The following is a 26,104-nucleotide window of genomic DNA, read 5'->3' on the forward strand; positions in this document are numbered from 1 at the left end:
ACTACCCCGCTACATCCTTTTCAACAACTATTATACGAAGCAAAACATGAAGACACCCACGCTCTTACGATTCACCGGGCTCCTGATTTTTATTGGAATAGTCATTGGTACTGAACTGCCGGCCCAATCCTCTGCGGACACCGCCGCTCCTGATGACTTGTCGCAGCAGGTACTGCTGGCCGATAGCCTTTTCTGGGATTCCTACAACCACTGTGATCTCACGAAAATGATTACGTTTTTTACCGAGGATCTGGAATTCTACCACGATAAAGGAGGCCTCACCAGATCCCGGTCCGACTTTATCAAATCTATGGAAACTGGTCTGTGCGCCAACGAGCATTATCGGATGCGAAGAGAAGCAGTTGCCGGTAGTGTGCAGGTCTATCCACTCAATAATTACGGAGCGATCATCACCGGCGAGCATCTGTTTTACGTACAGGAGAAGGACCAGGCGGAAAGGCTGGACGGTTCGGCCAAATTCACGCATGTATGGGAATACAAGGACGATACCTGGAGGATGTCCCGCGTATTGAGCTATGACCATCAGCCGGCGGGATACGTCAGTACCCGACAGGAGATCTCCCTTTCCGAGGCGGTACTGGATCAGTATACGGGCACTTACCAGTCCGCGCAGATCGGTCCTGTGGTTATCGGCCGTGATGACAGCACTTTACTCCTGCAGGCCGGCAAGATGAAGATCGCTCTTTACCCCGAAACGCAAAATTCATTTTTTGCCAAAGAGCGTGACCTGCGCTTCGAATTCATCAAAATTGATGATAAAGTACTGAAAATGAATATTTCCGAAAACGGATCGGTGGTTGACGAAGCTAAAAGATCCGAATAAATCCGACGCTCTCACCCAATCACACCTTCCCTAAAACAGGTATCCCGAATTTCAACCTAAGCCGAAATTCGGGATACCTCCTGTTTATCTTCGCGGAGCCATCGTCAACACGGTGGCTCCGTTTGTTTTATCATTCTATCCGTTCATAGAAGTGAGGAACTCCTCATTACTACTCGTATTGATCATGTGCTTCCGCAGGAACTCCATTGCTTCGTCCGGCTTCATATCGGCCAAGTGGTTGCGTAGGATGAACATGCGCTGCAGCGTATCTTTATCAAGCAGCAGGTCTTCGCGACGGGTGCTGGATTTGGTAAGGTCCACAGAAGGATAGAGACGCTTGTTGGCGAGGCTCCGATCCAATTGCAGCTCCATGTTACCGGTACCTTTGAATTCTTCGAAGATCACACCGTCCATCTTAGATCCGGTATCGATCAGGGCCGTAGCCAGGATCGTCAGTGAGCCGCCGTCCTCAATGTTACGGGCGGCACCGAAGAATTTCTTAGGCTTATGCAGTGCGTTGGCTTCTACACCACCGGAGAGTACCTTACCGCTGGCCGGCGCAACTGTGTTATATGCACGCGCGAGACGGGTAATGGAATCCAGCAGGATCACTACATCGTGTCCGCTCTCTACCAGGCGTTTCGCCTTTTCGAGTACGATACCCGCTACCCGAACGTGATTGTCGGCGGGTTCGTCGAAAGTAGAAGCGATCACCTCCGCGTGCACACTGCGTTTCATATCCGTCACCTCTTCCGGGCGCTCATCGATCAACAGAACGATCAGGTAGGCCTCCGGGTGGTTTTTGGCGATGGCGTTGGCCACATCCTTCAACAACCAGGTCTTACCGGTTTTCGGCTGGGCAACGATCAAACCACGCTGACCTTTACCGATCGGTGTGAACAGGTCAATGATCCGGGCGCTGAAATCACGGCCGGTCGGAGAACTGCTCAGGTTGAATTTTTCCTGTGGGAACAGCGGTGTCAGGTAATCGAACGGTACGCGATCCCGCAATTGCTGGGGTTCCAGACCGTTGATCCGGGAAACGCGCAACAGTGCGAAGTATTTCTCTCCTTCTTTCGGAGGGCGGATCGCACCGCGCACCGTATCACCGGTACGCAGGCCAAACAACTTGATCTGTGAAGGTGAAACGTAGATATCATCCGGAGACGTGAGGTAGTTGTAATCGGCAGAACGCAGGAAACCGTAACCGTCGGGCATCATTTCGAGAATTCCTTCTCCTTCGATGATACCGTCCAGTTCAATGTCGAACTTATCGCCCTGATTTTCTTCGCGGGAGCGGCGGCGGGTTTCTTTCCCACTGTCTGCCTGCTCATCAGAACCTTCTGAAGAAGTCTGGCGCCCGGTGTTTTCGGGCTCATCTTCCGGCCGGCGGCGACGGCGACGGCTATCGTCCCGGTCTCCGCGGTCGCTTCTGTCTCCGCGATCACTGCGGCCTCCGCGTTCGGAGTGTCCATTTTCTTTGGCTTCATCACGGGAAGATCGGGAGCGGCGCCGGCGAACCGGTCGTTCGCGCTCTTTATTTTTTTCTTCACTGGAGTCGTCGTCAGAGTCATCATCGGACTCTTCTTCACTGGTATTTTTGGGAGATGGCGATGCTTTATCGTTATCTTTATCTGCTTTAGCATTTTCCTTGGCTTTGTTGTCGCCGCTGGACTCTACTACAGCCTGCTGATCCAAAATCTTGTGAATTAGTTCTTGTTTGTTCAATCGCTTGTAACCAGTCAGGCCTAAATTTTCGGCTAGGTCACGCAGCTCTGGTACAAGCATATCGTTCAACTGCAATATATCGAACATATAGCGTAAGTGTTACTTAAGGATTTTTTATAGAAATGTTGGGTATTAGTAAAGTAATGTGAGAATTTATCTTAATGAATGAGTAAAAGTGGAAACAATGGTCTCGGTTTGTGGAAAAAAGCTCGTGGAGGTTCCGCAAATACCACACATCGAATTGATATGCTCCGCAAAATCAGCCAACTCTTATCACTTCTGATTCGGAAAATACAGGAGTTGAGGGATCAACAACTTTGCCAAACTTAATAGTGATTGCGTAAGAAGTGGGGTGCTGTTGGTGCATCTGTCAACGCAAATTTACATTTAATTTTTGTATTTCAAATACTATCTTTGCAAAAATTTAAATAACGAACCTTTATGTTGGAACTTAACGCGATCCGAGCGGAACCCGAAAGACTGATCGAAGGATTAAAAAAACGCAATTTTCAGGAAGAGGAACTGAGCATTGTAAATCAAATCATTGCGCTTGATGACCAGCGGAAATCCACCCAAACGGATCTGGATCAGACACTGGCCGAACGCAATCGGCTATCCAAGGAGATCGGTGATCTGTTCAAACAAAACAAGCGAGAGGAAGCCGAGAGCATGCGGGCGCAAGTCGGCGAGCTGAAGGAGCAGGCATCCGAGATGGAGGACCAACTGAAAAATATTCAATCCGAACTTACCGAACTTTTATATACCGTTCCCAACATCCCTCATCCATCTGTTCCATCCGGTAATACCGATGATGACAATGAGGTCTTTAAGGCCTGGAGCGGCGAACTTCCCGAATTGGGCGATGACGCCAAACCCCACTGGGAACTGGCAAAAGACTACGGGATCTTTGACCTGGAACTGGGGGTAAAGATCACCGGTGCCGGATTTCCCGTGTACCGGGGTAAAGGGGCGAAGCTGCAAAGAGCGCTGATCTCCTTCTTCCTGGACGAAGCCACGGAAGCCGGTTATGACGAAGTCATTCCGCCCCTGCTGGTGAACGAAAATACCGCCCGTGCCACCGGTCAGTTGCCGGACAAGGAAGGGCAGATGTACTACGTAAATGAGGACAATCTCTACCTCATTCCCACGGCTGAAGTACCCGTTACCAATATCTATCGTGATGTAATTTTGGAAGAAGATGATTTCCCCATCAAACTCACAGGCTATACCCCTTGTTTTAGACGAGAAGCAGGTTCTTACGGCGCACACGTGCGCGGCCTGAACCGGGTGCACCAGTTCGATAAGGTAGAGATCGTGCGCATTGAACATCCGGACCGTTCCTACGACAGCCTCATGGAAATGTTGGGCCACGTGGAACGAATACTGGAAAAGCTCGAACTGCCTTACCGGATCCTGCGCCTTTGCGGAGGTGATCTTGGTTTTACATCAGCGCTTACGTTTGACTTTGAAGTCTATTCCGCCGCTCAGAAGCGGTGGCTGGAAGTAAGCTCCGTGTCTAACTTTGAGACCTACCAGGCCAACCGGCTCAAATTGCGTTACCGTTCTGAAAACGGCAACCGACTGGCTCATACCCTCAATGGTAGTGCGTTGGCGCTGGCCCGGATCGTAGCGGCCCTGATCGAGAACAACCAAACTCCGGAGGGAATTGTTATACCGGAAAAGCTGCGTTCTTATACCGGCTTTTCTGTACTGAGCTAAAGGACGGACAGTTACCGTAGCGCGATTTTTTCGTCATAAACCAAAACACTTAATCAATATGTTTAGTGGTCCCTATATGATCTATATCGTGCTCACCGGTATCTTTTCGTTGATCGGTGCGGCTGTAAGCAATCGCCTACGCAGTAAATTTGCCCATTACAGCAAGATCCCGCTCAGTAACGGGATGAGTGGTCGGGATGTGGCCCAGGCTATGTTGGATGCCTACGGTATCGGCGACGTCCAGATCACCCAGGGGCAGGGCTTTTTAACGGATCATTACAATCCATTGAAAAAGACCGTCACCTTGAGCCCGGAAGTGTACAACGGCCGGAACATCTCGGCAGCAGCCGTAGCGGCACACGAATGCGGTCACGCCGTTCAGCACGCCAAGTCCTATGCCTGGCTGAAATTGCGTTCGGCTATTGTGCCCGTCGTGCAATTTGCGGCCCGTGCCCAGCAGGTATTGTTGCTATTTGCTATCGGTTCTATTTCAATGGGCGGAGGCCAGACCCTGCTGCTGATCACTATTGCCGCATTTGCCATTACCACGGCCTTTAGTTTGATCACCTTACCCGTAGAATTCGACGCCAGTAAACGCGCGCTGGCCTGGCTGGAAAGTTCCAATATAACCCGTGGGGCCGAACAGGAAGGTGCCAAGGATGCACTATGGTGGGCCGCTATGACCTATGTGGTAGCTGCTTTATCCTCACTGGTGATCCTGATCTGGCTGATCCTTAGGTATATGGGAAGCCGTGATTAATGATAGATTTGCATAATCTGTAGAAATTGCGAATCTTTATGATAAGAATAGATTTAAAATTCAGATAAAATGGAAGAAGACGTTAGTTTAATTGTCGGCATGACCGAAGAGAACATGAAGGAATCTCTTGAGCACCTGCAAAAAGAGTTAGTGAGAGTGCGTACCGGCCGGGCATCAACCGCCATGCTCGATGGTGTTTTGGTGAATTACTACGGTAATCCTACTCCGCTGAAACAGGTAGCCAATGTCAATACTTCGGATGCCAGAACTATCGAGATCAAGCCCTGGGAAAAGTCAATGGTCGGTCCTATCGAAAGGGCGATCTTCGAAGCAAATTTTGGGATTACACCCCAGAACGACGGTGAACTGATACGTTTGATCATCCCACCCCTAACCGAGGAACGCCGTCGCGACCTCGTCAAGCAGGTAAAAGGCCTCGGGGAAGATGCCAAAATTAGTATCCGCAACGCTCGCCGGGATGCGATGAACGACATCCGGAAAGAAGTGAAAAACGGATATCCGGAAGATGCCGGAAAGCGAAAAGAAGATGAGATCCAGGATCTGACCAATACCTACACCAACAAGGTGGATAAGATGCTGGAGGTAAAAGAACAGGACATCATGACGATATAAACTCTTTTGTAAAAGAGGAAGAGCCATTGCATAATTACCATTTGCAATGGCTTTTTTATTTCCCCTTCCTGGCTCAGTGCCAAGCTTTTAGCCGATAATAACTGCTCCGCTGGTGTTGAAGAATTCGAGCAGCATTTCTCTCTTTATTCAACACTCGATCGATGGGCCTGCAATACCTTTTTGCTGTCCCCGTCCTGATGCACCAGGGCAACGATCTCACAATTTTCCGCCCGCCAGGCTTCCGGGAGCACGATCGTGAATCGCCGGTTCAGCATCGTACCCGCCCGGATGGTTTCGGTTAGGCGGTCTCCCCGTACATCGGTGAGCACTTCGCGCAGTACGTGCAGGTGCTCGTAATTACCGACCTTACCTTCCGGCGTGAGCTGGAAATCCTCGATCCCGTTCTCGGTAATATAGACACTCAGTCGTACATCTTCTGCAGCAATATCCGCTTCAAAATATAGGTCTACGTTTACAAGAAGTAATCGATCCGTGACTGCAAAATCCTTGCGGATATCGATCTTCACCGTCGGCGCTTCCAGCAATTCCTCAGCGATGCGGCCGGCCCAGGATCTCTGGGTAAGCTGGAGGTTATCCTCACCGGGAAACTGCTTGCGATTGATCACCGCGGTAGGAAAACCCAGCGGCTGCCCCAGGTACTCCAGAATGCCGTAGCCCGCCTGCGTCTGCAGATCGTACCGGCTTTCCGGGTAGGGCTCGGCAAAAAAACCGGCGTGGATATTCACCGGCACCAGTTGCGGCCCGTAGATATCCAGCAACACCTGGATTGCATCACTTCCCGCCGGACAGTTGACGCAACGTACCCCGGAAAATTCCTCGATCAGTACCTGCCGTTTTTGCTCGCTTACCGGCGTTTCTATGGGCGTTTCGCCGTCCTTGGCGGGCCGGATCTCCGGAGGTATTTCCTCACAGGCGATCAGTATCAATAAGATCACGATCAGAAGAAAGGGATGATGTTTCATCTCGATTTTTTTTGGTCATTTGGCTTTTCCTAGAAATTGGTCGTCACCGAGAAACGAAGACCGCTGAAGGCCGGTTCCAGGCGGCAAATACCACCGGTACAGACCACGCCTTCCACCTGCTTAATGTAACTCAGGGAAAAGCGATTGGCGCGCAGGGTGTAATACACATCCAGCCGGGGATAGTGCAGCCCTTTTTTCTTCCCGTCCAGTTCCGGTGAATTGCGTCCCGGCGCCAGATTATACATATCCGACACGGCAAATACCCAACGCGGAGCGAGGCTCAGCTCTACCAGTCCGAACAGCCAGTTGCCGTAGTCCTGGCGACTGTTTACTGCGGCATCATCCCCCACCAGCATGGCCTGCAGCTCCAACCGGATGGATTTCCGCCGGGTAAATTTGTACAGGAAATCAAGGTAGGGGGTTTTGGTCTGTAGCAAAGGTACCCCGGGTTTCACTTCGTATCGTTCCTGGTTGTAGGTCTGAAACTGCAGGCCGGCCGTCAGGGTCCATAGCTTTTTATGCTTGTAGATCACTTCCGAATACCATTCCCGGTAGAGTTTTCCTCCCTGCAGATCATCAATATGGGAGCGGTTCAGGTAAAAACTCCAGTTGCGGTCGGGAGTTGTATACCGGGCATCCAGTTGCCAGGCCCATTCGCCCAACTCCTGGGTAGCCGCATTGTAGCGGGAGGTTAGTCGATAGGTATTCACCCGCGTCATTGGCGGCAGGAATCCCACCAGCCCCCGGTTGAGCTGTGCCTGGGGCCGGATACGAAAACTGAAGTTCTCCGTCCTTTTCGCTTCGATACTGATCCCCAGTCCGGAAGCGGCGTAACTCAGGCTGCTATACAGCACCGAGCCGGGCGCCAGGAAATATTTATCCCCGATCACCACGGTCGAATCCCGCTCGAACCGCCCGAAGGGATCGTTCAGATTATCTTTGGTCTTGTAGGCCGCTTCTGCGTACCAGGTGATGGGGCCGGCGCTCAGCGTATTGTACAGGCTGAAGGCATAGGTATTGTACTTCGGAGTGAAGGTGTCCCTTTCCGTATACGTATTCAGGGTAGCGACGAGGCTATTCATACTGGCATCATCCAGGGTGCGGTTGACGATCCCCAGTCCGGGAGCGATGCTCCAGCGGGAGGTGCTGTCTCCCAGGAGTAAAAATCCTTCGATATTCAGGCCTTTCAAGATGGAATCATAGCGGTCGAACTGTTGCTTTTGCTGACCGGTAAAAGCTTTTACCTGCCAGTTTTCGCTGAGATCATAGGTTAGTCGCCCGCCTACCAGCGCATTGTCGATCAGGAGCGGTCGCTCTTCGAAGGCCCGGAAAATGATACCGCTACCGATTTGATCATAAATGTATCCGACCTGCAGTCCCAGTTTGTCGATCTGTTTGCGAATATACCACGCGCCAATGCCCTGGGCGGTGTAGGAATCGGTCGGATTGAGCAGATTGGAATTATTGAACAGATCGTAGCGCAGGCCGAAATCAAAGCCCCAATTCTGATAATTCAGGTTGAGCCAGGCCTCAGCTCCGTACTTCTGCCGGTCGTACTGCGGGGTATTGGCCGCACCGATCAGCGAATCCCGGATAAAAAAATTGGCATTCGCCTGAAAGCTGCCGGTGAGCTGTCCTCCCCCACCTTTCTGGGCAGACACAGAAATTGCACATACCCAAAAAATTAGGCCATACAGGATTTTCCGGACTACTGAATTTAGTGTAATTTTGTACATCTCTCCAAGTGTAACTTAATCCATGGTATATACGTAAAAGAGAAGACCGGAGTTGCGATCCATATTCGCAGAAAAAATCCAGGTATAACCTCCAATCACCATCTTCTTTCCCAAGCGCCTAAACTACTTAAAATTGACCCCATAACAGACTAAAGCATACGCTATTAGTCGTTAATAAATGCGCGCACCAAAATCCTTATTCTAAATTTTCATTCATTAACAATCAAAATCCAATTAAAACACAATTACTATGAAAGTCCTCAATGTATTGGCGGTCTTCTTTTTCGTACTGTTGAGTGCGCCTGGTTTCAGTCAGAATACGCTCCCTTCCACCAATCTAAAAACGCTGGATGGCAAGAATGTAGACCTGATCAGTTTTGCGGATAACGGCAAAACGACCATTATCAGCATGTGGGCCACCTGGTGTGCTCCCTGCAAAAAAGAACTCGATGCAATTGCCGAAGTCTACGAAGAATGGCAAAGCAAATATAATGTCGAATTGGTGGCCATTACCATCGATACCCAGCGCCAGCTGGCCAAAGTAAAACCAATGGTGGAAAGCAAAGGCTGGAAATTCACGATTCTTTCCGATGCCAACAATCAGTTGCGCAATTCCATGGGCGTAGTCAGTATTCCGCAAACATTTGTCGTCAGTAGCAGTGGAGAAATTGTTTTCTCGCATACCGGCTACTCTCCGGGAGATGAGTTCGAACTGGAGGAACAACTGAAGCTCCTGGTTAACGAATAAACTCCGTACCGGAACGCGAAAAACCAACTACAACAACGATACATGAATTTTAGAGCTGCACTGAAGAAGGTAATGATCATTCTTTGCCTCTTTGCCACTTACACCGTTTTGCCGGCCCAGAACGACTATTTCCAGGTGATGACCTTTAATATCCGTTACCCGAACCCGGGTGATGGATTCAATTACTGGCCCAACCGCAAAGATATAGCGGCCAGTATGATCCGCTACCACGAAGCCGATCTGATCGGTGTACAGGAAGCCTTTCGGTCTCAACTGAACGACCTCATGGAACTGCTTCCCGGCTACCAATGGTACGGGGTTTGCCGAACGGACGGTTCGACTGATCCCGATCCGGACGGTGAATTTTCGGCGATCATCTACCGTACGGACCGCTTCGAGCTGCTGGAGGGAAATACCTTCTGGTTGTCCGAAACGCCGGATAAAGTAGGCGTAGCCGGATGGGACGCCGCCCTGCCGCGAATTGTAAGCTGGGCAAAACTGCGGGACAAAAACACGGAAAAAACGTTCTACTATTTCAATACCCACTTCGACCACCGCGGACAGCAGGCCCGGCGGCAAAGTGCCGCGCTTATTCGCAAAAAGATCAAAGAGATTGCCGGGTCGGCACCGGTAGTGCTTACCGGCGATTTCAATACCACCCCAACGGATCCGCCTTACGGCGAACTGACCGGTGACCATCATCCGGATCACCTGCTGGACGCGCTTTACCAGTCCGTTCAACCGCACCATGGCCCCATCAGTACGTGGACCAATGCATTCCAGTTCCCCGGTGTGCCGGACCGGCGCATCGATTACATTTTCATTAAGAACAACGTAAGGGTCCTGAAACACGCCACCCTTTCGGATTCATGGAGTGGCCGTCTCCCTTCGGATCACCTGCCGGTGATCGCCCGCCTGGAAATTGAATAATCTGGCGCGGCCTGTATCCAACCATAGCCGGGAGTGTGAAAAACCGGCCAATTGTCGGATTCGACGATCGGGGTTTTCCACACTCCCGTTGCTATTGGTGCTTCAGGATCAGGCTATTTCCTGTTTTGGTAATTTAAAATATCGGTGTATCCGCTCAATGCTGGTGCGGTGTTTGGTCAGAATGCGCGGCAACAGCCGGGCCAAGGTTTGCAGCATCGCTTCGATGTCACTTTCGCTGTGCCGAAGGGTGATCGTAGCCCGGAGACCGGTATTGTTCATAGACACGGCCGGATACAGTGCCAGTCCCAGGTAATGGCCCTTGCTCATCATCGCTTTACAGAGATCAAATCCGACTTCCGGTTTTCCAACCCCGATATAAAAAATAGGGGTATCGTTTTCGGCGATCAATGGCAATTTAAGTCCGTTGGCCACTTCGTTAAAGAACCGGATCCGGGCCTGTAATCCGGCCTGTAACTGGTAGATCTCGTCGCTGAGGTGAATATCCGCCGCAGCGAGGATACTGCCCAGAGCAGGAGGTGCAATGGGCCCCGTAAAGATGACGGTGTTACCTCCGTAAATGATCCTTTGCCGAATCGCTTCATCCGGACAGACGAGCACACCTCCGTCCGCTCCGAATCCCTTATTCAGCGAAGTGAGCAGGAAAAGCCGGGGATGATAGTTCATTCGGGAAAGTAACCTCCCACGACCGTTTTTTCCGGCCCAGCTCATGCCGTGGGCATCGTCCGCGTAGAGATGCAATTGCTCGTAGCGGTCCAGGAGTTTCATCAGGCCTTCCAGGGGGGCATCGTCCCCGAACATGGAAAACACTCCATCGATCATGTACCAGATGTGCTTTTTGCGTTTACTAAGTTCATTGATCTTGTCCTCCAGCTGGTCCAGCCGGCTGTGCCGTATCGTGATGGTCTCGATGCCTTGGGCGCGCATGGATTCGGCCGCCATTCGGATGGTTGCGTGCACCTGCTGGTCCAGCAGGATCGCATCGTCCGGGCCCATCAGAAGCGGCATGACGGCAAAGTGACCAAGCGTGGTTTTGGGCACGATGACTACGGGTTGTTCAAAGATAGCGCTGACTTTTTGTTCAGCTTTTTCCAGTAGATCTAAATGAAGAAAAGTTCGGGAGGAGGAGCAAAAGGTGCCGTTCCGCAGTAATTGTTCAATGGCAGCTTGTTTTAATCTCACATCATGATTGAGCCCTAAATAATTACAAAATGCGAAAGAGGTCAGAGATTTTCCGTCGATCACCATTTTGGGGTCTTCGACGTGCGCATTACTCAGAGAAAGATTGATCAGACCACTCATAGTGGCCTTCTTCACCACGCGGTCTATTGCGTGGTCCGTGTTGTTGGTCATACTATTTGTACTTAAATCGGTTAAAAAAACTCTTTGTTCCCGATTTGTCGGAACTCCTTACTTTACAAACTGCCTGTCCGTACATCAGATCAAACGAGCGCCCTTCCAACGGACAGGTATGTGGCTAATTTACTGGTAAAATGCAGGTCGGTTTCCTACACCCCAGGGATCACCTCTACTATAGTTGGCCGGGGCATTTTCAACGCATCTGCCAACGGAACCTAAGGTAAAGGTGGATCAATGGCATTTATGATCCAATTAATAATTCCAGAAACGGTCATTAACAAATTTCACAACAGCGACGGGAGTGAGGTCAGCCCCCTCAATCGCACAGCAGAGCCTTTCGCTCCACGAACGGTCAGGGTCCTCACCGGGAAAGGACGGATATGATCAATAAATCTTTAAACTAATGTGTGGAAATGGTAAAATTGCAAGCGAAAAAACCTACCGCAAAATTCTTTATTTCATTCCTATAATGGTTAGCTTTGGCCTTTCTTTGCGGGACAAAGAGAACCTGTAGATATTGTGCCTTGTTTCTTCAACAAATAAGCACAGCAATAGTTGATCATCTATGGATCTCACAGGGTAGGAAAAATCTTCTTCGGGCGAATGCCCGTTTGCGATCCTTTCCATAGTCCTACAGGGCGTAGAGTAAAACTATCATCACGAATACATTTTCTATTTTTTTGGTAACTTTGTACTTGCTACAATAGAAGAATTCCAATAATTACCACCCGCGCACAAAACTTTTTTTTGCAGGGTCGATATTTAAAACAATTTTATGGCGGTTGCGATTCAGATTCGTCCAAACCAAAGGCTATATCTACGCGATCCTCAAGATACTAAATTGGGTCGTAACATCATCAAGCACGGGATCCTGCTGGTTGATGAAATTGGATTCGAGCAGTTTACCTTCAAAAAACTTGCGGAGAGAATTCAATCTACCGAAGCTTCTGTATACCGCTATTTCGAAAATAAACACAATCTGCTTACCTATCTGGTAGCCTGGTACTGGGAATGGGTCAGTTTCCAGATCGACTTCCATATCATGAATATTTCCGATCCCGAGCAAAAGTTGCGGATCGCTATTCAATCCCTGGTAGAAGCCTCTATGGAAAATCCTGCCGTTGATTTCGTCAACGAGAGTGTGCTGCACCGCGTAGTGATCGACGAGGGAACCAAGGTATACCGGACCAAACAGGTGGACGAAGAAAATAAGGATGGCTTCTTCATAAAATACAAAGCGCTGGTTAAGAAGGTAGCGGATCTGATCCTGGAAGTCAATCCCAAATTCCCTTATCCTTTCGCGCTGGCCAGCACGCTTTTTGAAATGGCCAATGACCACGTCTACTTCGCCCAGCATTTGCCGCAATTGACGGACATCAAGATCAACGGTGAGAATTTATCCGAAGTGCGGGAAATGATCGATTTTATGGTATTCAAGCTGGTTAAATAATTCCCCTGCTCACTTTTCGCTCTTCAGGTCCTGCAGTAATTTTTTAAAGGTTCTATTCCCCCGCAGGCTCTCGAAATGCTTATCCTGATCCAGTTTCTCGGCATCGTCAAATCCCTGCTTTACGGCGAGTTCCAGCTCTTTAAGTGCTGCTTCCTTCCGCCCCATTCTGGCCAGTGTTGCCGCCAGCATGTAGTGGCCCACATCGCGATCCGGTCTTTTTTCCACGTAGGTTCCGTAGGCCTCCTCAGCTTCCGCCAGGCGGTTGTTATTCAGGTAAAACTCTCCCAGATTCAAATAGGTAAGTTCGTAATCAGGGTTTACCGTGAGGGCTTTCTTGAAGTATTGCTCCGCATTATCCCATTTCTCCTGCACGCTGGCAATGTACCCCAGATCGCTCCAGATCGAAGCATCCGTATCGGCAAGTTTTTCCGCGTATTCCAGGAAGTATTTTTCCGTTTCTGCAAGCTCATCCCGGTGGTAATAGGCCAGGCCGATATTGTAATAAGAAGGCGCATATTCCGGATTGAAGCTGACGCCTTTTTTGTAATATTCGATAGCCTTTTCCCAATTCTCCTCGATTTCGTAAGTGTACGCCAGGTTGTGATAAATGAGGGTAAAAGAGGAATCTAGAGCCAGCGCTTCTTTAGCCATTTCGCGCGCTTCCTCCAATTTGCCCAATTCGGCGTAATTGCCTACCAGGTTAGCCATAGGAAGCACCCAGGTCGGTGAATTTTCGTGCGCTTCGTCCAAGTAAGCCGTTGCCATCTTTTCTTCCCCAAGCCGGCGGTACAACAGGCCAAGCTCATTGAAGGCATAGGCCGCCGAGGAATCCTGTCCGATCACGGCCTGTTGTTTGGCAAGGGCCTCCTGAAACAACGTTTTTTTCTTTTCCTGCTCCCCTTTCAGTCTCAACTCGAGTCCCTCGAAATACAACTGCCGGGTACGCAGATCTTCGTACATAAAGTGGTCCTTCCCCAAAAGGTCCGCCGCCACCCCCAGGTATTGGGGATAATAAGTATAGCGATCATCGTGGGACCAACGCTTCAACAGTTCTTCCTGGGGAGTGCTCAGATAAGCATTGATCGCCTGTTGGGCTTCATCGTGTAAAGCCACGGCAAGCTTACGCTTCATTTCATCCCGGTAGGGACGGAGTATCGTTTCGCCGGCAATTTTTTGGTAAATGGTGTAAGCCGCACCTCCTTCCGGGTACAGCAGATGTTTATCTTTTACTGCCTCGTTGAAAGCCAGATATTGCTGCCAGATGAGGGTGTCCGGGTCCGGCCGGCTACCCCCACGATTTTTCATGGCTACGGCTTCTTTCATGACGAGTTCACTTTTTTCTTCCTTCAGTCGGGCCAGGCTCTCGTTGTTTACCTTGGCCAGGGCGTGGCCCAGATCTCCCACGACCAGCGGGAACTGATTGCCCGCCGTTTCCTGTCCGACCTGGCTTTCCAGGTAATTGCGGATCTCCCGCAGATCAACTTCCGAGTCGCCACTGGCATCCGCCAAACCGATCAGTCCTTCGATCAGGTGGTAAGAGAACACACCGCGACCGCCGCCCCAGCGTTCCCCTTCCTGCGACAGCTCATCCTGCTGACAGGACAGGATCTTGATCTCATTAGCGTAGGATTCTGCCAGTTTTTCGGCCGTGACGTGGTTTCCGCCAATCGAATTACCGGCCAGTTTTCCCGCCCGACAGGCATCGGCCATCAGGATGACTTCCACGTCTTTTTCCGACGAAAGCACCCCGATGATATCCTGCAAAAACAGGATAGGGAATGCCCCTCCGGCCATGTAGGTGGTATTCGGTGCGTCGTAGGTAAGGAGGAAGCCACGCTGACGCGCCGTCTTTTTTTCGACATCACCGTGACCGGAAAAGTAGATATAGGCACGGTCTCCGGGCTGGCTTTCTTCCTGTAGCCAGTCCAGCGCCATGGCCAACTGCATTTGCGTAGCCTCTTCATTCAGCAACAGACGTATATTGGAATCGGGCACTTCACCACCGGCCGACGAACGCAGATAAGCGGCCAGCGCCTCCGCATCCCGGTCCGCATAATCCAGATCGGAAATGTTCTGGTAATCCGAGATCCCCACGATCACCGCACGGACCGCACTGGTGCGAAACATAGGATTTCCCTGGGCCGGCAATTGCCCGGCATTACTCCAGCAAATTGCCAAAAACAAGAATAGGAAAAGTGAATATTTTTTTATCCGCGTACTCAACATCTTGCTCGCTTCTAAGAGTTTTAAGGGGGGTAGTATTCTCAAAGTATTCATCGATTAAGCTTTAGCTTCCCAGTGCTAGACATCCGGCAACCAAATTAACCATATTCCTTTATTTGATCAATACTTGGAAAGATACCCGAATAATGATAATTTCCCTGAACTCAAATCTAAACGTCAATGGCGGACCATAACGATACTGATCCTCAATCTTCCAGCAACGATCCCGGCTATTTCCGTTATACCGATCGCCCGGGAGAACACGAGGCGGTCGTTCCCATCATGGATAGCGAAAAATACCGGCAGGCAAAAGCCGTTTACGATCGCCTGGTACAGGCCAAGGGTGATTTCCGATACCCCATTCCGGAATTTGTCATGAGCCGGGACGAACGAATGGTTGCCTGGATGGATTACGACGGGCTGCAGATTGGGCTAGAAGAAAAAGCGTACGACGTCTGCCAGAATTTCGGTGGTCTCGGAGATGCGGCCATGGCCACCCTCCTCGGACACGAGCTTACCCACTACTACGAAAAGCACGCCTGGAGACGCGGTTTTGCCGCCAATTTCCAGGATCTGGATATTGGTGTCAAACTCGACAAGATCCGGGATAATGTGCTCAACGAAACGCAGGCCGACTATCTGGGGGGCTTTCTGGCTTATTCCGCCGGTTACCCGGTTTTTGATCAGACCCCGGATTTCATGACGGAAATCTATAAAGCTTACGGCTTCCCCGAGGAACTGGGCGACAACTACCCCAGCCTTTCGGACCGGCAGGTCCTCGCCCGCCGCTCCGGTGAACGCATGAAGCAGCTGATCACCATTTTCGATATGGCAAACTGGCTAAACGCCATCGGGTCGTTCGCCGAAGCGAAATTGTACTACCGCTATATTCTACGGGAGTATCAGAGTCGCGAACTGTACAATAATCTCGGCATTCTCTACGTCCGGGAAGCACTGGAAAAATTCACGACGGAAGAGGTCAGGTTCTTGTTCCCGCTGGAACTGGACCTCGCCACCATGCGCGGCAGCAGCCGGGAAGTGGACCCCGCCCGCCTCGATCTGCTGCGGGAAGCCATCCTGCAATTTGACTATGCGATCAGCATGGACCCGGATTATGCACCGGCTTATCTTAATAAAGCCTGCGCCTATACTTTACTCGGCGACATTGTACGGGCCAAGTTCTACGCGGAAACCGAAGCCCTGCACCGCGCCGTCGGATCCGGTAATAATAAAGTCGTCAGCGACAGTGAAGTCCTGTTGGGCATCATCGCCTCCCTGCAGCAGGACGATGCCTCCGCCCAGGATTATTTCAACAAGGCAATGGCGAAAAATAATACCCTGGCGGGCGTCAACAAGGATATCCTGCTGGGCAAGCCGGTGCAATCGCCCGAACAGGACAGGTTCCCGGAAGAACGGATCGATGGGATCGATCTGCTGGATTTTTCCGAAGGTCCCAGCTACGACGAAGATCTTTCTCTGGCCATTACGGACACCATGAGCCTCCTGCAAAATCCCCATCCGGGCGGGGAAGACAGCCGTTCCCGGATCTTTATTCACTACAATGCGGCCCAGTCACTGATCATTTGCATTCAGATGACCGATCCGGAATACACCGGTGAGACGGCCAAAGGGATCAGTCGGGGTGCCACTACCGGCCAGATCGTAGAGCAATACGGAGAGCCGATAGGTCGCCTGGGCAGTCCCCGGGGAGATATCCTCGTTTATTCCAATTTACTGTTCCTGGTCGATGAGCAAAAAGGATTGGAAAGTTGGGCAACTTACCTTAGTCAGAATTTGTGATCTTTATTTTGTCGCGATTAGGATCCGGTTTATTCATAATGTGAATGAGCTTATCCGGATTCGCCAGTGCATACAGGGCAGTAATCTGCGCTCCATCGTGCGCAATGGAGAGTACCAGGAAAGGTTGATTATCTATCAGACCAACTAAGGCCGGAGCATCGTTGTATTCCTTATAAATGAAAACTGCGCCGTCCGGATTTAATTTATGGGCGGCTCCCAGAACAAATTTACCGGCATTTTCCGCGCCGTATAGAATATGGCGCAGCGCTCCGCGGGCTTTACCGCCTCCGTCGGCCACTACCGTAGCTTCTTTTACAAATAGCCGGGTCAGGGCCTCGTATTCGCCTTTTTCTGCGTAGTCGATAAGCTGATTAATCAATTCCACCGCCTTTTCATTATCGGGCTGACTCCTGATCTTCCGGCAATTTTTCAAGTGCTTTCTGGAGCGACTATAGATCTGCCGACAGTTATCCACACTTTTATTCAGGATGAAGGCAATGTCTTCGTAAGGATGGTCAAAAGCTTCCCGCAGTAAAAAAACCGCTCTCTCTACTGGGCCCAATTCTTCCAATAGTAAAAGATAAGCTGTAGACAGTGATTCCCGATGGTGTACCTGTTGCTCCTTATCCAACTCCAGAGGTTCCGGTAGCCAGGGGCCGGGATAATCCTGCCTGGCCCGCTTCAATGCCTTGAGCCGATCCAGACACAAGTGAGTCACTACCCGGGTTAGATAAGATTTGGGGTTTCGGATCGACTCCGGCTGTAAATGCCGCACTTTCAGATAGGCATCCTGCACCGCATCCTCAGCCTCCTCCACGGCACCCAGCATCCGGTAGGCCACCGTAAAGAGGTAAGGTCGGTAACTGGAAAATAATTCCGCAATGGCCATGATCAAAAATGGTTTGAGACGCCGGAGCTTACAAAATGCCGATCCATCCAGGTTTCAATTTGGCGGGCCATAAGTTCTGCCTGGCCTTCGTGGGGGAAATGTTCTTCTCCCGGGATCAGCAGAGTCGTGGCATTGGTCAATAATTTTTTAATGCGATCGTAAACTCCACCGCTGACCAATTTATCTTTTTCCCCACACATTAACAAGCTGGGTACTGCCGGCCACTGCTCTTTAAATGCCTGATAGATCTGTTGCATTAAACCTTCGTCGTGCTTAAGGTCCAGTAAAATTTTCCGAATGGCCTCTCTTTTTTCGGGAGTCCCGAAACTTTGCCGGTAAACCCTGCTTTCCGTGGCGCTCAATCGTATGGTCTTGAAGGCAAAACGGGAGGTGATCTGCATCATTAGATTGAAACGCCGGTTGACCCAGCCAAAGAGCCGGTATTCCATCGTGTTCAGAAAATTGATAATGAATGGGTATTCGCTAACCGGAAAGATCACGGTATCGGTCAGGATCATTCCCATTGCAATTTCGGGACGGCGCAGCGCCAGTGCGAAGGCCGAAGCGCCACCGGTATCGTGCCCGAGCAGGATCACCCTTTCCAACTCCAGATGATCAAATAATGCCTCCAGGGCTTCACTCTGCCCCCGGAGGGAATAGGTATAATCAACCGGTTTTTCCGACAGCCCGAAACCGGGGTAATCCACAGCAATGCACCGATACCTTTCGCTCAGTATACGGATCAGGGCGCGATACATAAATGACCAGCCTACTGCCGGATGAGAAAAAACGATCGGTAGGCCCTGGCCTTCGTCCAGGTAGTGGATCTTAGCACCTCGATAATTAAAAAAATGACTTCGGAAAGGGTATAATTCGGAGGGCAGCCAATTGGGTCTGGCCGCCGCATTCACTTTGGGATCAAAAGTTTTCATGATAATTTTTTTGATTTTACCTGAAGACCTCGCTTTATTCCCGTTTGTGACAAATCCGCAAAAAAAATTGATCTTTGCAGCCTGCTGTTAAATAATTCAAGTTGCGCTACTTGAATTGTAGAGAGTAAAGCGTAGAGAGACTGCAACCGTTAAAATGAGCGATTTTGCTCCATTTTAACGATAAGTAATCCCTCTACTCTATTCCCTCTACCTAAGTTGCATCGACTTCGATTAAATAGGTAATAACAGTTTGGCCCACAAATAGAACAAATGATCCGATACGCTGCAACGGCTCTATCGAGCTTCATGCTCGTCCTTTTTTTGGGAGTTTCCGCTCTGGCACAACCGGCTTCCGAAGAAACGGCATCCAACTTCGTCAATTTCAATCTGAACGGCGTCAACCGGGTACGCGCTTACCTGCCCGAATACAACGGAGAGGGAAGAACCGTTTCCATAAAGGAATTCCAATACGACACGCTGGATATCGATTTCAATGGCCGGCAAATCCCCCATCCAAGATCCTCGGGGGTTGTATCGCCCCACTCCACGCTGATGGCTACGATCATTGCCGGAGGAGGGAACTCTTTTCACACCGGTCTGGGTACCGCTTGGGGAGCCCACCTGACGTCCTCCAGCTTTTTCGATATTTATCCGGATCCCAACAGCTATTTCCAGGATCTCGATATCAGCGTACAGAACCACTCCTACGGCATCGATAGCATCGAAAATTTCTACGGGCCCGTTGCTGCGGCATACGATCTCCAGATCAGTCAGTTGCCCCAGCTGCTCCAGGTGTTTTCGATCGGTAATCTCGGAGCGGAAACCCCGGTTAGCGGTCCGTATACCGGCATTCCCGCTTACGCCAATATGACGGGAGAATTCAAAACGGCCAAAAATGTGCTGACCATGGGAGTGGTCGATTCATTCCGGATCATTGATCCCTTCAGTTCCCGCGGTCCTACTTTTGACGGTCGCATCAAACCCGAACTGGTAGCTTTCGGGATAAACGGCTCTTCGGCGGCGGCGGCGCTCGCTTCCGGCGCTGCGCTTATTCTGCAACAGGCCTATTGGGAAGAAAAGCAGGAACTGCCGGCCGCTGCGCTCGTCAAAGCTTTACTGATCAACGGAGCTGCCGATCTGGGCGCTGACGGTCCGGACTATACTTACGGCTTCGGAAATACCGATGTTTATCAGTCCCTGCAGACACTGCTGACTGGACATTATATCAGCGATACGGTCGAATTTGAGCAGACCCGGCAACATAATCTACAAATACCCGAAGGCGTAAAACAACTGAAGATCACCCTGGTCTGGAACGATCCTCCGGCGGCAATCAATACCGATAAAGCACTGGTAAATGACCTGGATATGAGCCTTACACGGATAGCGGATGGCCGGCAGTGGTCTCCCCTGGTGTTGAGCACCTTCCCGCATGCGGATTCACTGGCGCTTCCCGCCAGATCCGGCGAAGATCATGTCAATAACGTAGAGCAGATCGTTTTGGAACAACCGGAAGCCGGCAACTACGAGATCCGGATCGATGCTTTTGATTTCCAGGTAGCGGAACAGGCCTACCACATCGTTTACGAGTGGGATACCGGTAGTGATTTCCGGTGGCTCTTCCCGAGTCGCGACAACCAGGTGGTGCCCAATGGTAGCTTTCTCGAACAGGTGTACTGGGAATTTCCGAATGACGGATCCCAAAATGGAGCATTGTCGCTCAGCTTTGACGGGGTCAACTGGCAATCGCTGGCTTCCAATGTGGACCTGTCCGCAGGCACCTGGTCATGGACACCACCGGATACGGTCAGCCGGGCGCTGCTGAAGATGGAGATCGGCAATGCATCCTACATCAGTGACACTTTTACTATCTCCTCCCAGTCCTTCCTTCAGTTTGCACTGAACTGCGTGGACTCTACCGGGGTAAGCTGGACCCGGCATCCGGGCATTGACCAATACCGATTCTACCAATTGGGTGCGAACTATATGGAGCCCTTTCTGCTTACCTCCGATACTTTTGTGATCCTCTCCAAAAATGAATTGATCAGTCCCGTGATCGCTTTCGCTCCGGTGATGCCCGGCGGTAAAGAAGGGATTCGCAGTTTTGCCTATGACCTCAACCAGCAACCGGAAAATTGTTATATCCGGGAATTTACGGGCACGATCGTCGGAGAGTCGGCCGTGCTGTCCCTTTCTGTCGGCAGTACGTACAACCTGCAAACCCTTACGCTGGAACGATCCGAATCCGGACAATTTATCGCGAAATCAAGCATTAATAACCCGGTTGGTTCCCGCTTCGAATTTACCGATCCCAATCCTGATTCCGGAATCAATTCGTACCGGGTGAAGCTCACGCTCAGCGACGGTACCGTTCTTTATACCTCCATAGTCAGCCTGAACTTTATTCTTCCCGATCAGTTTATAATTTACCCTAATCCGATCTCCCGTCAGAGTGATTTTCAGGTTCTGTACAATGTGCCGGATCCGGATCGGGTCCGGTTTCAGGTCTATACGGCCCAGGGAGCGCAAGTGTTCTCGCTGAGTCTGACCGAATTGCAAAGCGCACTTTTTGCCGATGACTTTCAGTCGGGCATGTATTTTTACCGATTTATCCGGGATGGACAGCTGTTGCAAAGCGGGAAACTGGTGGTGCGCTGATCCGGGTCTGGAAAAATGGCGATAGGGTTCGGGCTACCGGACAGGCATGCTTAGCAGACCCGGCGCGGGTGGTAATTATCCAATTCCAGCCCGGTTTTGCTTAGTGCTACCTGCCAAAAGATGCGTATCTTTGCATTCCCTAACCAAAACTACATATGGAAAGAATTCCGCCTTACCAACCGAAAAATAAGATCCGGCTGGTGACGGCTGCGTCCCTCTTCGACGGGCACGACGCCGCCATCAATATCATGCGCCGGATCATGCAGAGCACGGGCGCTGAGATCATCCACCTCGGGCACAACCGTTCCGTGCAGGAAATCGTCGATACCGCTATTCAGGAAGATGTCCAGGGCATCGCAATTACTTCTTACCAGGGTGGCCACCTGGAGTTTTTCAAATACATGTACGACCTGCTCCGGGAAAAAGGAGCTCAGCACATCAAGATCTTCGGTGGTGGCGGTGGCACCATTCTGCCCGCGGAGATCGAAGAACTCCACAATTACGGCATTACCCGCATCTATTCTCCCGACGACGGCCGACAGATGGGCTTGCAGGGCATGATCAACGATGTACTGAAAACCTGTGATTTTCCACTCGGGCTGAATTTGAACGGAGAGGTTAAAAGCTTTCGGGAAAAGGATCCCCGGGCCATTGCGAAGCTGATCTCGGCGGTAGAGAATTTCCCGGACGAAAACCGGGATTGGCTGCTCCAGATCCGGAGCGAAGTGGAAGATAAAGATATTCCCGTGGTCGGGATCACCGGCACGGGCGGTGCGGGCAAATCCAGTTTGGTGGATGAACTCGTCCGTCGGTTCCTGCACGATTTTCCGGATAAATACATTGCCATCATTTCGGTGGATCCGTCCAAAAGGAAAACCGGAGGTGCCTTGCTGGGCGACCGTATCCGCATGAATTCGATCCACCATTCGCATGTCTACATGCGCTCCCTGGCAACCCGTCAGAGCAATCTGGCGCTTTCCAAACACGTTCAGAGCGCACTGGATATCGTCAAAGCTGCCGGATACGACCTCATCATTCTGGAAACATCCGGTATCGGCCAGTCCGATACGGAGATCGTCGATCATTCGGACCTCTCTCTGTACGTCATGACGCCGGAATACGGGGCCGCCACCCAACTGGAAAAGATCGACATGCTCGATTTTGCGGACCTGATCGCGATCAATAAATTTGACAAACGGGGCGCTCAGGACGCGCTACGCGATGTGCGCAAACAATACCAGCGCAATCATCAGCTTTGGGACACTCCGGCCGAGGAGATCCCCGTTTTCGGCACTATCGCTTCCCAGTTCAACGATCCGGGTATGAACCGGCTCTACGTCGAACTGATGAACCGCCTGTCGGCGGAAACCGGCGCACCTTTTGCTACCGAGTTGCCGAAGGACCGGCGCCAGAGCGAAAAGATCTACATCATTCCCCCCAGCCGCACGCGTTACCTGTCGGAGATCGCGGAAAATAACCGGCAATACGATCGTTGGGTCGAAAAGCAGAGCGATATCGCCAGGAAGCGGTCTGCACTCCTGCAAAGCCGGTCCATCCTGCATGCACAGGACCCGGAAAGCAGCAAAGATCTGGTGGAACAGCTTAATAAAACGGTCGAAGAGATCTCGCTTGATCTCGACGGGCATTGCAAACGCATTCTCGAAGAATGGGAGGATCGGAAAGCGGCCTATGCCGCCGACGAATTTGTCTATCAGGTACGGGGCCGGGACATCAAAGTGCCTACCTATACCACCAGCCTTTCCCACACGCGTATTCCGCGAGTTGTGTTGCCGCAATTCAACGATCAGGGAGATATCCTCCGCTGGGTATTGCAGGAGAATGTACCGGGAGAATTTCCCTATACCGCCGGCGTATTTCCCTTCAAACGAAAAGGGGAGGACCCTACCCGCATGTTTGCCGGGGAAGGTAGTCCGGAACGCACCAACCGGCGTTTTCATTACCTCTCACTGGGTATGCCCGCCAACCGGCTGTCAACGGCATTTGACTCGGTGACCCTCTACGGGGAAGATCCCGATCATCGCCCGGATATCTACGGGAAAGTCGGGAATTCCGGTGTCAACGTTTGCAGCCTGGACGATGCCAAAAAATTGTATTCGGGCTTTGATCTCTGCGATCCGAAAACGTCCGTTTCCATGACGATCAACGGACCGGCCGCTACCATCTGTGCTTTTTTCATGAACGCAGCGATCGATCAGACCTGCGAGAAGTATATTCGGGAACACGGATTGGAAGATCAGGTCGAAGCCAAACTCAAAGCACTATACGATGATCGGGAGCTGGACCGGCCGTCCTACAAAGGCGATATTCCCGAAGGCAATGACGGTCTGGGACTTCTGTTGCTGGGTATTACCGGTGATCAGATCCTGGAGCCGGAGGTTTACGAAGAACTGAAAGCCAAAGCACTACGGGCCGTTCGCGGCACCGTTCAGGCCGATATTCTCAAGGAGGATCAGGCCCAGAATACCTGTATTTTCTCTACCGAGTTTTCCCTTAAACTGATGGGGGACGTCCAGGAATATTTTGTCGAAAACCAGGTGCGCAATTTCTATTCCGTTTCCATTTCCGGTTACCACATTGCGGAAGCCGGCGCCAATCCGATCTCCCAGCTGGCTTTTACGCTGGCCAACGGCTTTACGTTTGTGGAATATTATCTGTCGCGGGGAATGGATATCGACGATTTTGCTCCCAACTTATCCTTCTTCTTTTCCAATGGCATGGACCCCGAATACGCCGTTATGGGCCGGGTAGCCCGCCGGATCTGGGCCAAAGCGATGAAGGAGAAGTACGGCGCCAACGAGCGGAGTCAGAAACTGAAGTATCACATTCAAACCTCGGGCCGTTCGCTGCACGCTCAGGAGATCGCTTTCAACGATATCCGGACCACTCTCCAGGCGCTGTACGCCATTTACGATAACTGCAACAGCCTCCACACCAACGCCTACGACGAAGCCATTACCACGCCGACGGAGGAAAGTGTGCGCCGGGCGGTCGCCATCCAGATGATCATCAATCACGAACTGGGACTGGCCAAAAACGAGAACCCGCTGCAGGGGTCATTCATTATCGAAGAACTGACCGAATTGGTAGAGGAAGCCGTACTGGCCGAATTTGACCGCATTACCGAGCGTGGAGGGGTACTGGGCGCAATGGAAACCATGTACCAGCGCAGTAAGATCCAGGAGGAAAGCCTGCACTACGAAACCCTGAAGCATACGGGTGAGCTACCCATCATCGGGGTGAATACCTTTCTGAGCGATGCTGGTTCTCCAACCGTTATCCCGAACGAGGTGATCCGCTCTACGGAAGCGGAAAAAGAGGCGCAGATCGAATCCCTGAGGCTGCTACACCAGGCCCGGGAAGAACGGGCGGAAAAGGCCCTGCAGGCGCTGCAGCAGGTCGCCCGCCGGAACGGCAATATCTTTGCCGAAATGATCGAAGCCACCAAGTATTGTTCCCTGGGTCAGATCACGCGTGCCCTCTACGAAGTGGGCGGGCAATACCGAAGGAACATGTAGATCCATTTTCCTGTTTCATAAATGTACGGGAACCGTCTGACCGTGCCATTTGGCTCCAAATGAGCGAGGCACGGTCAGGCAACTTCCCCGTACCAGTTCTCAATCCAGAATAGATTTTATTTTTCTTTCGATTTGCCGGGGACATCTCCGGGATTCGGCACACTTTGAAGTGGCGGGATAAGGAATTGGGACCATCCCAGGTTTTCGGAAAAACCATCCGATCCGGGACCAATAAAAACTGTTACCTTTTCCAATTTCGCCGTCATAGATAAGGTTTTTGGTAGCATGACTCACATTTTTGCAACCATTTCCGTATTTTTCGTAAAATAATATGCCGGAGGAATCAGTTTGGATAATTAAACAGCCAGAACCCTCCCCCATATTGTAGCTTTTTAAACAGGTAGGATTCATGAAATTAGCGGTCATTATTTGCTTATTGGTTCTAGGAGTAGCCTGGCATAAGTGTAATGCCCAAGCTGTTGGCGGCGGTAACAAGGGCGGGAAGTCAAGAACCTGCTCTCCCATCACCATATTTGTGAAGTCCAAAACGCTCTTCGATCTGGGCAACTGGTCCGTTTGTGCCGATGTTGCCGTCAATAAGAATAGCTTGCCTTATTCCCGTCTGGGTGGCAATCTTTTGAAACAATACCACGGCAGTGCGCCCATCTACGGCAGTCTGCCCCTGAGTCCGCTGGTTGATTTTGAGGCCGGCGCGTACCTCGGTATGGTGGCCAACCGGGCGGAAGCACTGGGAGAACGTCCACTACCCGCAGATATCGATACCCGTTATGATCTTGGCTTCGATTCCGGTCTGGTTTCTGGACTAAGTTTTAATCTGGAAAAATTTGGCAGGCTAAGATTGCGTTATAATTACGGTCTGTCCGAAATTCTCAACGCGGATGACCGAATCATAAAAACCCGAAGATTAGATCTGGGTGTCAACTTCAAGTTTTAAAACGCTTTCACTGAAAAGAAATCACACGAATTATTTTTCGTTTCATGGGATTCTTTATTAAGTGCCTTCTATTTTGGAGGCACTTGTAAGAATCAAAATTCGAAATTTCGCGCAAACTCAAAACGAAACATTCACTTATTTTAGCTTTTAATAGTACTCAATTTTATACCTTTTCCCAGCCAATTTAAGCTTATTGATCATCG

The 26,104-nt window shown here is 50.9% G+C and carries 18 protein-coding genes; 11 read left to right on the forward strand and 7 right to left on the reverse strand.

From position 1 onward, the window contains the following. Positions 1-46 precede the first annotated feature (46 nt). Positions 47-844 (forward strand): nuclear transport factor 2 family protein, encoded by a 798-nt coding sequence (locus tag CRP01_RS03415; RefSeq protein WP_099148596.1) that lies wholly within the window; start codon positions 47-49, stop codon positions 842-844. Positions 845-979: 135 nt separating this feature from the next. On the opposite strand, the gene rho is transcribed toward CRP01_RS03415, so the two are convergent. Beyond that, complete coding sequence (gene rho, locus CRP01_RS03420) at positions 980-2,659, reverse strand: transcription termination factor Rho (protein WP_099148597.1); 1,680 nt, start codon at positions 2,657-2,659, stop codon at positions 980-982. A gap of 354 nt (positions 2,660-3,013) precedes the next feature. Between rho and serS the strand changes: the two genes are divergently transcribed. From serS to frr, 3 genes are all read left to right on the forward strand, one after another. Further along, positions 3,014-4,291, forward strand: a complete 1,278-nt coding sequence (serS, locus tag CRP01_RS03425) for a serine--tRNA ligase (protein ID WP_099148598.1) — start codon at positions 3,014-3,016, stop codon at positions 4,289-4,291. A 58-nt stretch (positions 4,292-4,349) separates the two neighbouring features. Then, positions 4,350-5,051 (forward strand): zinc metallopeptidase, encoded by a 702-nt coding sequence (locus CRP01_RS03430; RefSeq protein WP_099148599.1) that lies wholly within the window; start codon positions 4,350-4,352, stop codon positions 5,049-5,051. A 69-nt stretch (positions 5,052-5,120) separates the two neighbouring features. Beyond that, positions 5,121-5,684: a ribosome recycling factor gene (frr, locus tag CRP01_RS03435; protein WP_099148600.1), complete on the forward strand. Its 564-nt coding sequence runs from the start codon at positions 5,121-5,123 to the stop codon at positions 5,682-5,684. Positions 5,685-5,827: 143 nt separating this feature from the next. Here frr and CRP01_RS03440 read toward each other — a convergent pair whose 3' ends face one another. Both CRP01_RS03440 and CRP01_RS03445 read right to left on the reverse strand, forming a co-directional pair. Then, on the reverse strand, positions 5,828-6,667 hold the full coding sequence (locus CRP01_RS03440) for an Omp28 family outer membrane lipoprotein (RefSeq protein WP_099148601.1): 840 nt from the start codon (positions 6,665-6,667) through the stop codon (positions 5,828-5,830). 29 nt (positions 6,668-6,696) lie between these two features. Continuing rightward, the gene (locus CRP01_RS03445; protein ID WP_099148602.1) at positions 6,697-8,403 is read right to left on the reverse strand and encodes a DUF6029 family protein; all 1,707 of its coding nucleotides are present in this window, start codon (positions 8,401-8,403) and stop codon (positions 6,697-6,699) included. Between the two features lie 250 nt (positions 8,404-8,653). Here CRP01_RS03445 and CRP01_RS03450 point away from each other — a divergent pair, with 250 nt between their 5' ends. Beyond that, complete coding sequence (locus CRP01_RS03450; RefSeq protein WP_099148603.1) at positions 8,654-9,151, forward strand: TlpA family protein disulfide reductase; 498 nt, start codon at positions 8,654-8,656, stop codon at positions 9,149-9,151. A 42-nt stretch (positions 9,152-9,193) separates the two neighbouring features. Then, positions 9,194-10,081, forward strand: coding sequence for an endonuclease/exonuclease/phosphatase family protein (locus tag CRP01_RS03455; RefSeq protein ID WP_099148604.1), 888 nt, complete (start codon positions 9,194-9,196; stop codon positions 10,079-10,081). Positions 10,082-10,189: 108 nt separating this feature from the next. Here CRP01_RS03455 and CRP01_RS03460 read toward each other — a convergent pair whose 3' ends face one another. Next, the gene (locus CRP01_RS03460) at positions 10,190-11,452 is read right to left on the reverse strand and encodes an aminotransferase class I/II-fold pyridoxal phosphate-dependent enzyme (RefSeq protein WP_099148605.1); all 1,263 of its coding nucleotides are present in this window, start codon (positions 11,450-11,452) and stop codon (positions 10,190-10,192) included. A gap of 847 nt (positions 11,453-12,299) precedes the next feature. Here CRP01_RS03460 and CRP01_RS03465 point away from each other — a divergent pair. After that, on the forward strand, positions 12,300-12,908 hold the full coding sequence (locus CRP01_RS03465) for a TetR/AcrR family transcriptional regulator (protein WP_233752621.1): 609 nt from the start codon (positions 12,300-12,302) through the stop codon (positions 12,906-12,908). Positions 12,909-12,917: 9 nt separating this feature from the next. Here the strand turns inward: CRP01_RS03465 and CRP01_RS03470 are convergent, their stop codons facing one another. Then, positions 12,918-15,035 carry a tetratricopeptide repeat protein gene (locus CRP01_RS03470; protein WP_170110201.1) on the reverse strand — a complete coding sequence of 706 codons (2,118 nt, stop codon included), beginning with the start codon at positions 15,033-15,035 and terminating at the stop codon, positions 12,918-12,920. A 276-nt stretch (positions 15,036-15,311) separates the two neighbouring features. Between CRP01_RS03470 and CRP01_RS03475 the strand changes: the two genes are divergently transcribed. Further along, the gene (locus CRP01_RS03475) at positions 15,312-16,931 is read left to right on the forward strand and encodes a hypothetical protein (RefSeq protein WP_099148608.1); all 1,620 of its coding nucleotides are present in this window, start codon (positions 15,312-15,314) and stop codon (positions 16,929-16,931) included. On the opposite strand, the gene CRP01_RS03480 is transcribed toward CRP01_RS03475, so the two are convergent. Continuing rightward, the gene (locus CRP01_RS03480) at positions 16,915-17,820 is read right to left on the reverse strand and encodes a sigma-70 family RNA polymerase sigma factor (protein WP_099148609.1); all 906 of its coding nucleotides are present in this window, start codon (positions 17,818-17,820) and stop codon (positions 16,915-16,917) included. The genes CRP01_RS03475 and CRP01_RS03480 overlap by 17 nt on opposite strands. Positions 17,821-17,822: 2 nt before the next feature. Continuing rightward, on the reverse strand, positions 17,823-18,752 hold the full coding sequence (locus tag CRP01_RS03485; protein ID WP_099148610.1) for an alpha/beta fold hydrolase: 930 nt from the start codon (positions 18,750-18,752) through the stop codon (positions 17,823-17,825). A 270-nt stretch (positions 18,753-19,022) separates the two neighbouring features. Between CRP01_RS03485 and CRP01_RS03490 the strand changes: the two genes are divergently transcribed. From CRP01_RS03490 to CRP01_RS03500, 3 genes are all read left to right on the forward strand, one after another. Then, positions 19,023-21,410, forward strand: a complete 2,388-nt coding sequence (locus CRP01_RS03490; RefSeq protein ID WP_099148611.1) for a S8 family peptidase — start codon at positions 19,023-19,025, stop codon at positions 21,408-21,410. Positions 21,411-21,565: 155 nt separating this feature from the next. After that, on the forward strand, positions 21,566-24,946 hold the full coding sequence (locus tag CRP01_RS03495; protein WP_099148612.1) for a methylmalonyl-CoA mutase family protein: 3,381 nt from the start codon (positions 21,566-21,568) through the stop codon (positions 24,944-24,946). 535 nt (positions 24,947-25,481) lie between these two features. Next, positions 25,482-25,901: a hypothetical protein gene (locus tag CRP01_RS03500; protein ID WP_143473249.1), complete on the forward strand. Its 420-nt coding sequence runs from the start codon at positions 25,482-25,484 to the stop codon at positions 25,899-25,901. Positions 25,902-26,104 lie beyond the last annotated feature (203 nt).

This window comes from Flavilitoribacter nigricans DSM 23189 = NBRC 102662 (genome assembly GCF_002646595.1).
Classification (GTDB): Bacteria; Bacteroidota; Bacteroidia; order Chitinophagales; family Saprospiraceae; genus Flavilitoribacter; species Flavilitoribacter nigricans.

Coding starts and splice junctions, on each gene's coding strand:
- CRP01_RS03415 (WP_099148596.1), top strand. CDS start 47: ATGAAGACACCCACGCTCTTACGATTCACCGGGCTCCTGATTTTTATT.
- rho (WP_099148597.1), bottom strand. CDS start 2,659: ATGTTCGATATATTGCAGTTGAACGATATGCTTGTACCAGAGCTGCGT.
- serS (WP_099148598.1), top strand. CDS start 3,014: ATGTTGGAACTTAACGCGATCCGAGCGGAACCCGAAAGACTGATCGAA.
- CRP01_RS03430 (WP_099148599.1), top strand. CDS start 4,350: ATGTTTAGTGGTCCCTATATGATCTATATCGTGCTCACCGGTATCTTT.
- frr (WP_099148600.1), top strand. CDS start 5,121: ATGGAAGAAGACGTTAGTTTAATTGTCGGCATGACCGAAGAGAACATG.
- CRP01_RS03440 (WP_099148601.1), bottom strand. CDS start 6,667: ATGAAACATCATCCCTTTCTTCTGATCGTGATCTTATTGATACTGATC.
- CRP01_RS03445 (WP_099148602.1), bottom strand. CDS start 8,403: ATGTACAAAATTACACTAAATTCAGTAGTCCGGAAAATCCTGTATGGC.
- CRP01_RS03450 (WP_099148603.1), top strand. CDS start 8,654: ATGAAAGTCCTCAATGTATTGGCGGTCTTCTTTTTCGTACTGTTGAGT.
- CRP01_RS03455 (WP_099148604.1), top strand. CDS start 9,194: ATGAATTTTAGAGCTGCACTGAAGAAGGTAATGATCATTCTTTGCCTC.
- CRP01_RS03460 (WP_099148605.1), bottom strand. CDS start 11,452: ATGACCAACAACACGGACCACGCAATAGACCGCGTGGTGAAGAAGGCC.
- CRP01_RS03470 (WP_170110201.1), bottom strand. CDS start 15,035: ATGTTTCGCACCAGTGCGGTCCGTGCGGTGATCGTGGGGATCTCGGAT.
- CRP01_RS03475 (WP_099148608.1), top strand. CDS start 15,312: ATGGCGGACCATAACGATACTGATCCTCAATCTTCCAGCAACGATCCC.
- CRP01_RS03480 (WP_099148609.1), bottom strand. CDS start 17,820: ATGGCCATTGCGGAATTATTTTCCAGTTACCGACCTTACCTCTTTACG.
- CRP01_RS03485 (WP_099148610.1), bottom strand. CDS start 18,752: ATGAAAACTTTTGATCCCAAAGTGAATGCGGCGGCCAGACCCAATTGG.
- CRP01_RS03490 (WP_099148611.1), top strand. CDS start 19,023: ATGATCCGATACGCTGCAACGGCTCTATCGAGCTTCATGCTCGTCCTT.
- CRP01_RS03495 (WP_099148612.1), top strand. CDS start 21,566: ATGGAAAGAATTCCGCCTTACCAACCGAAAAATAAGATCCGGCTGGTG.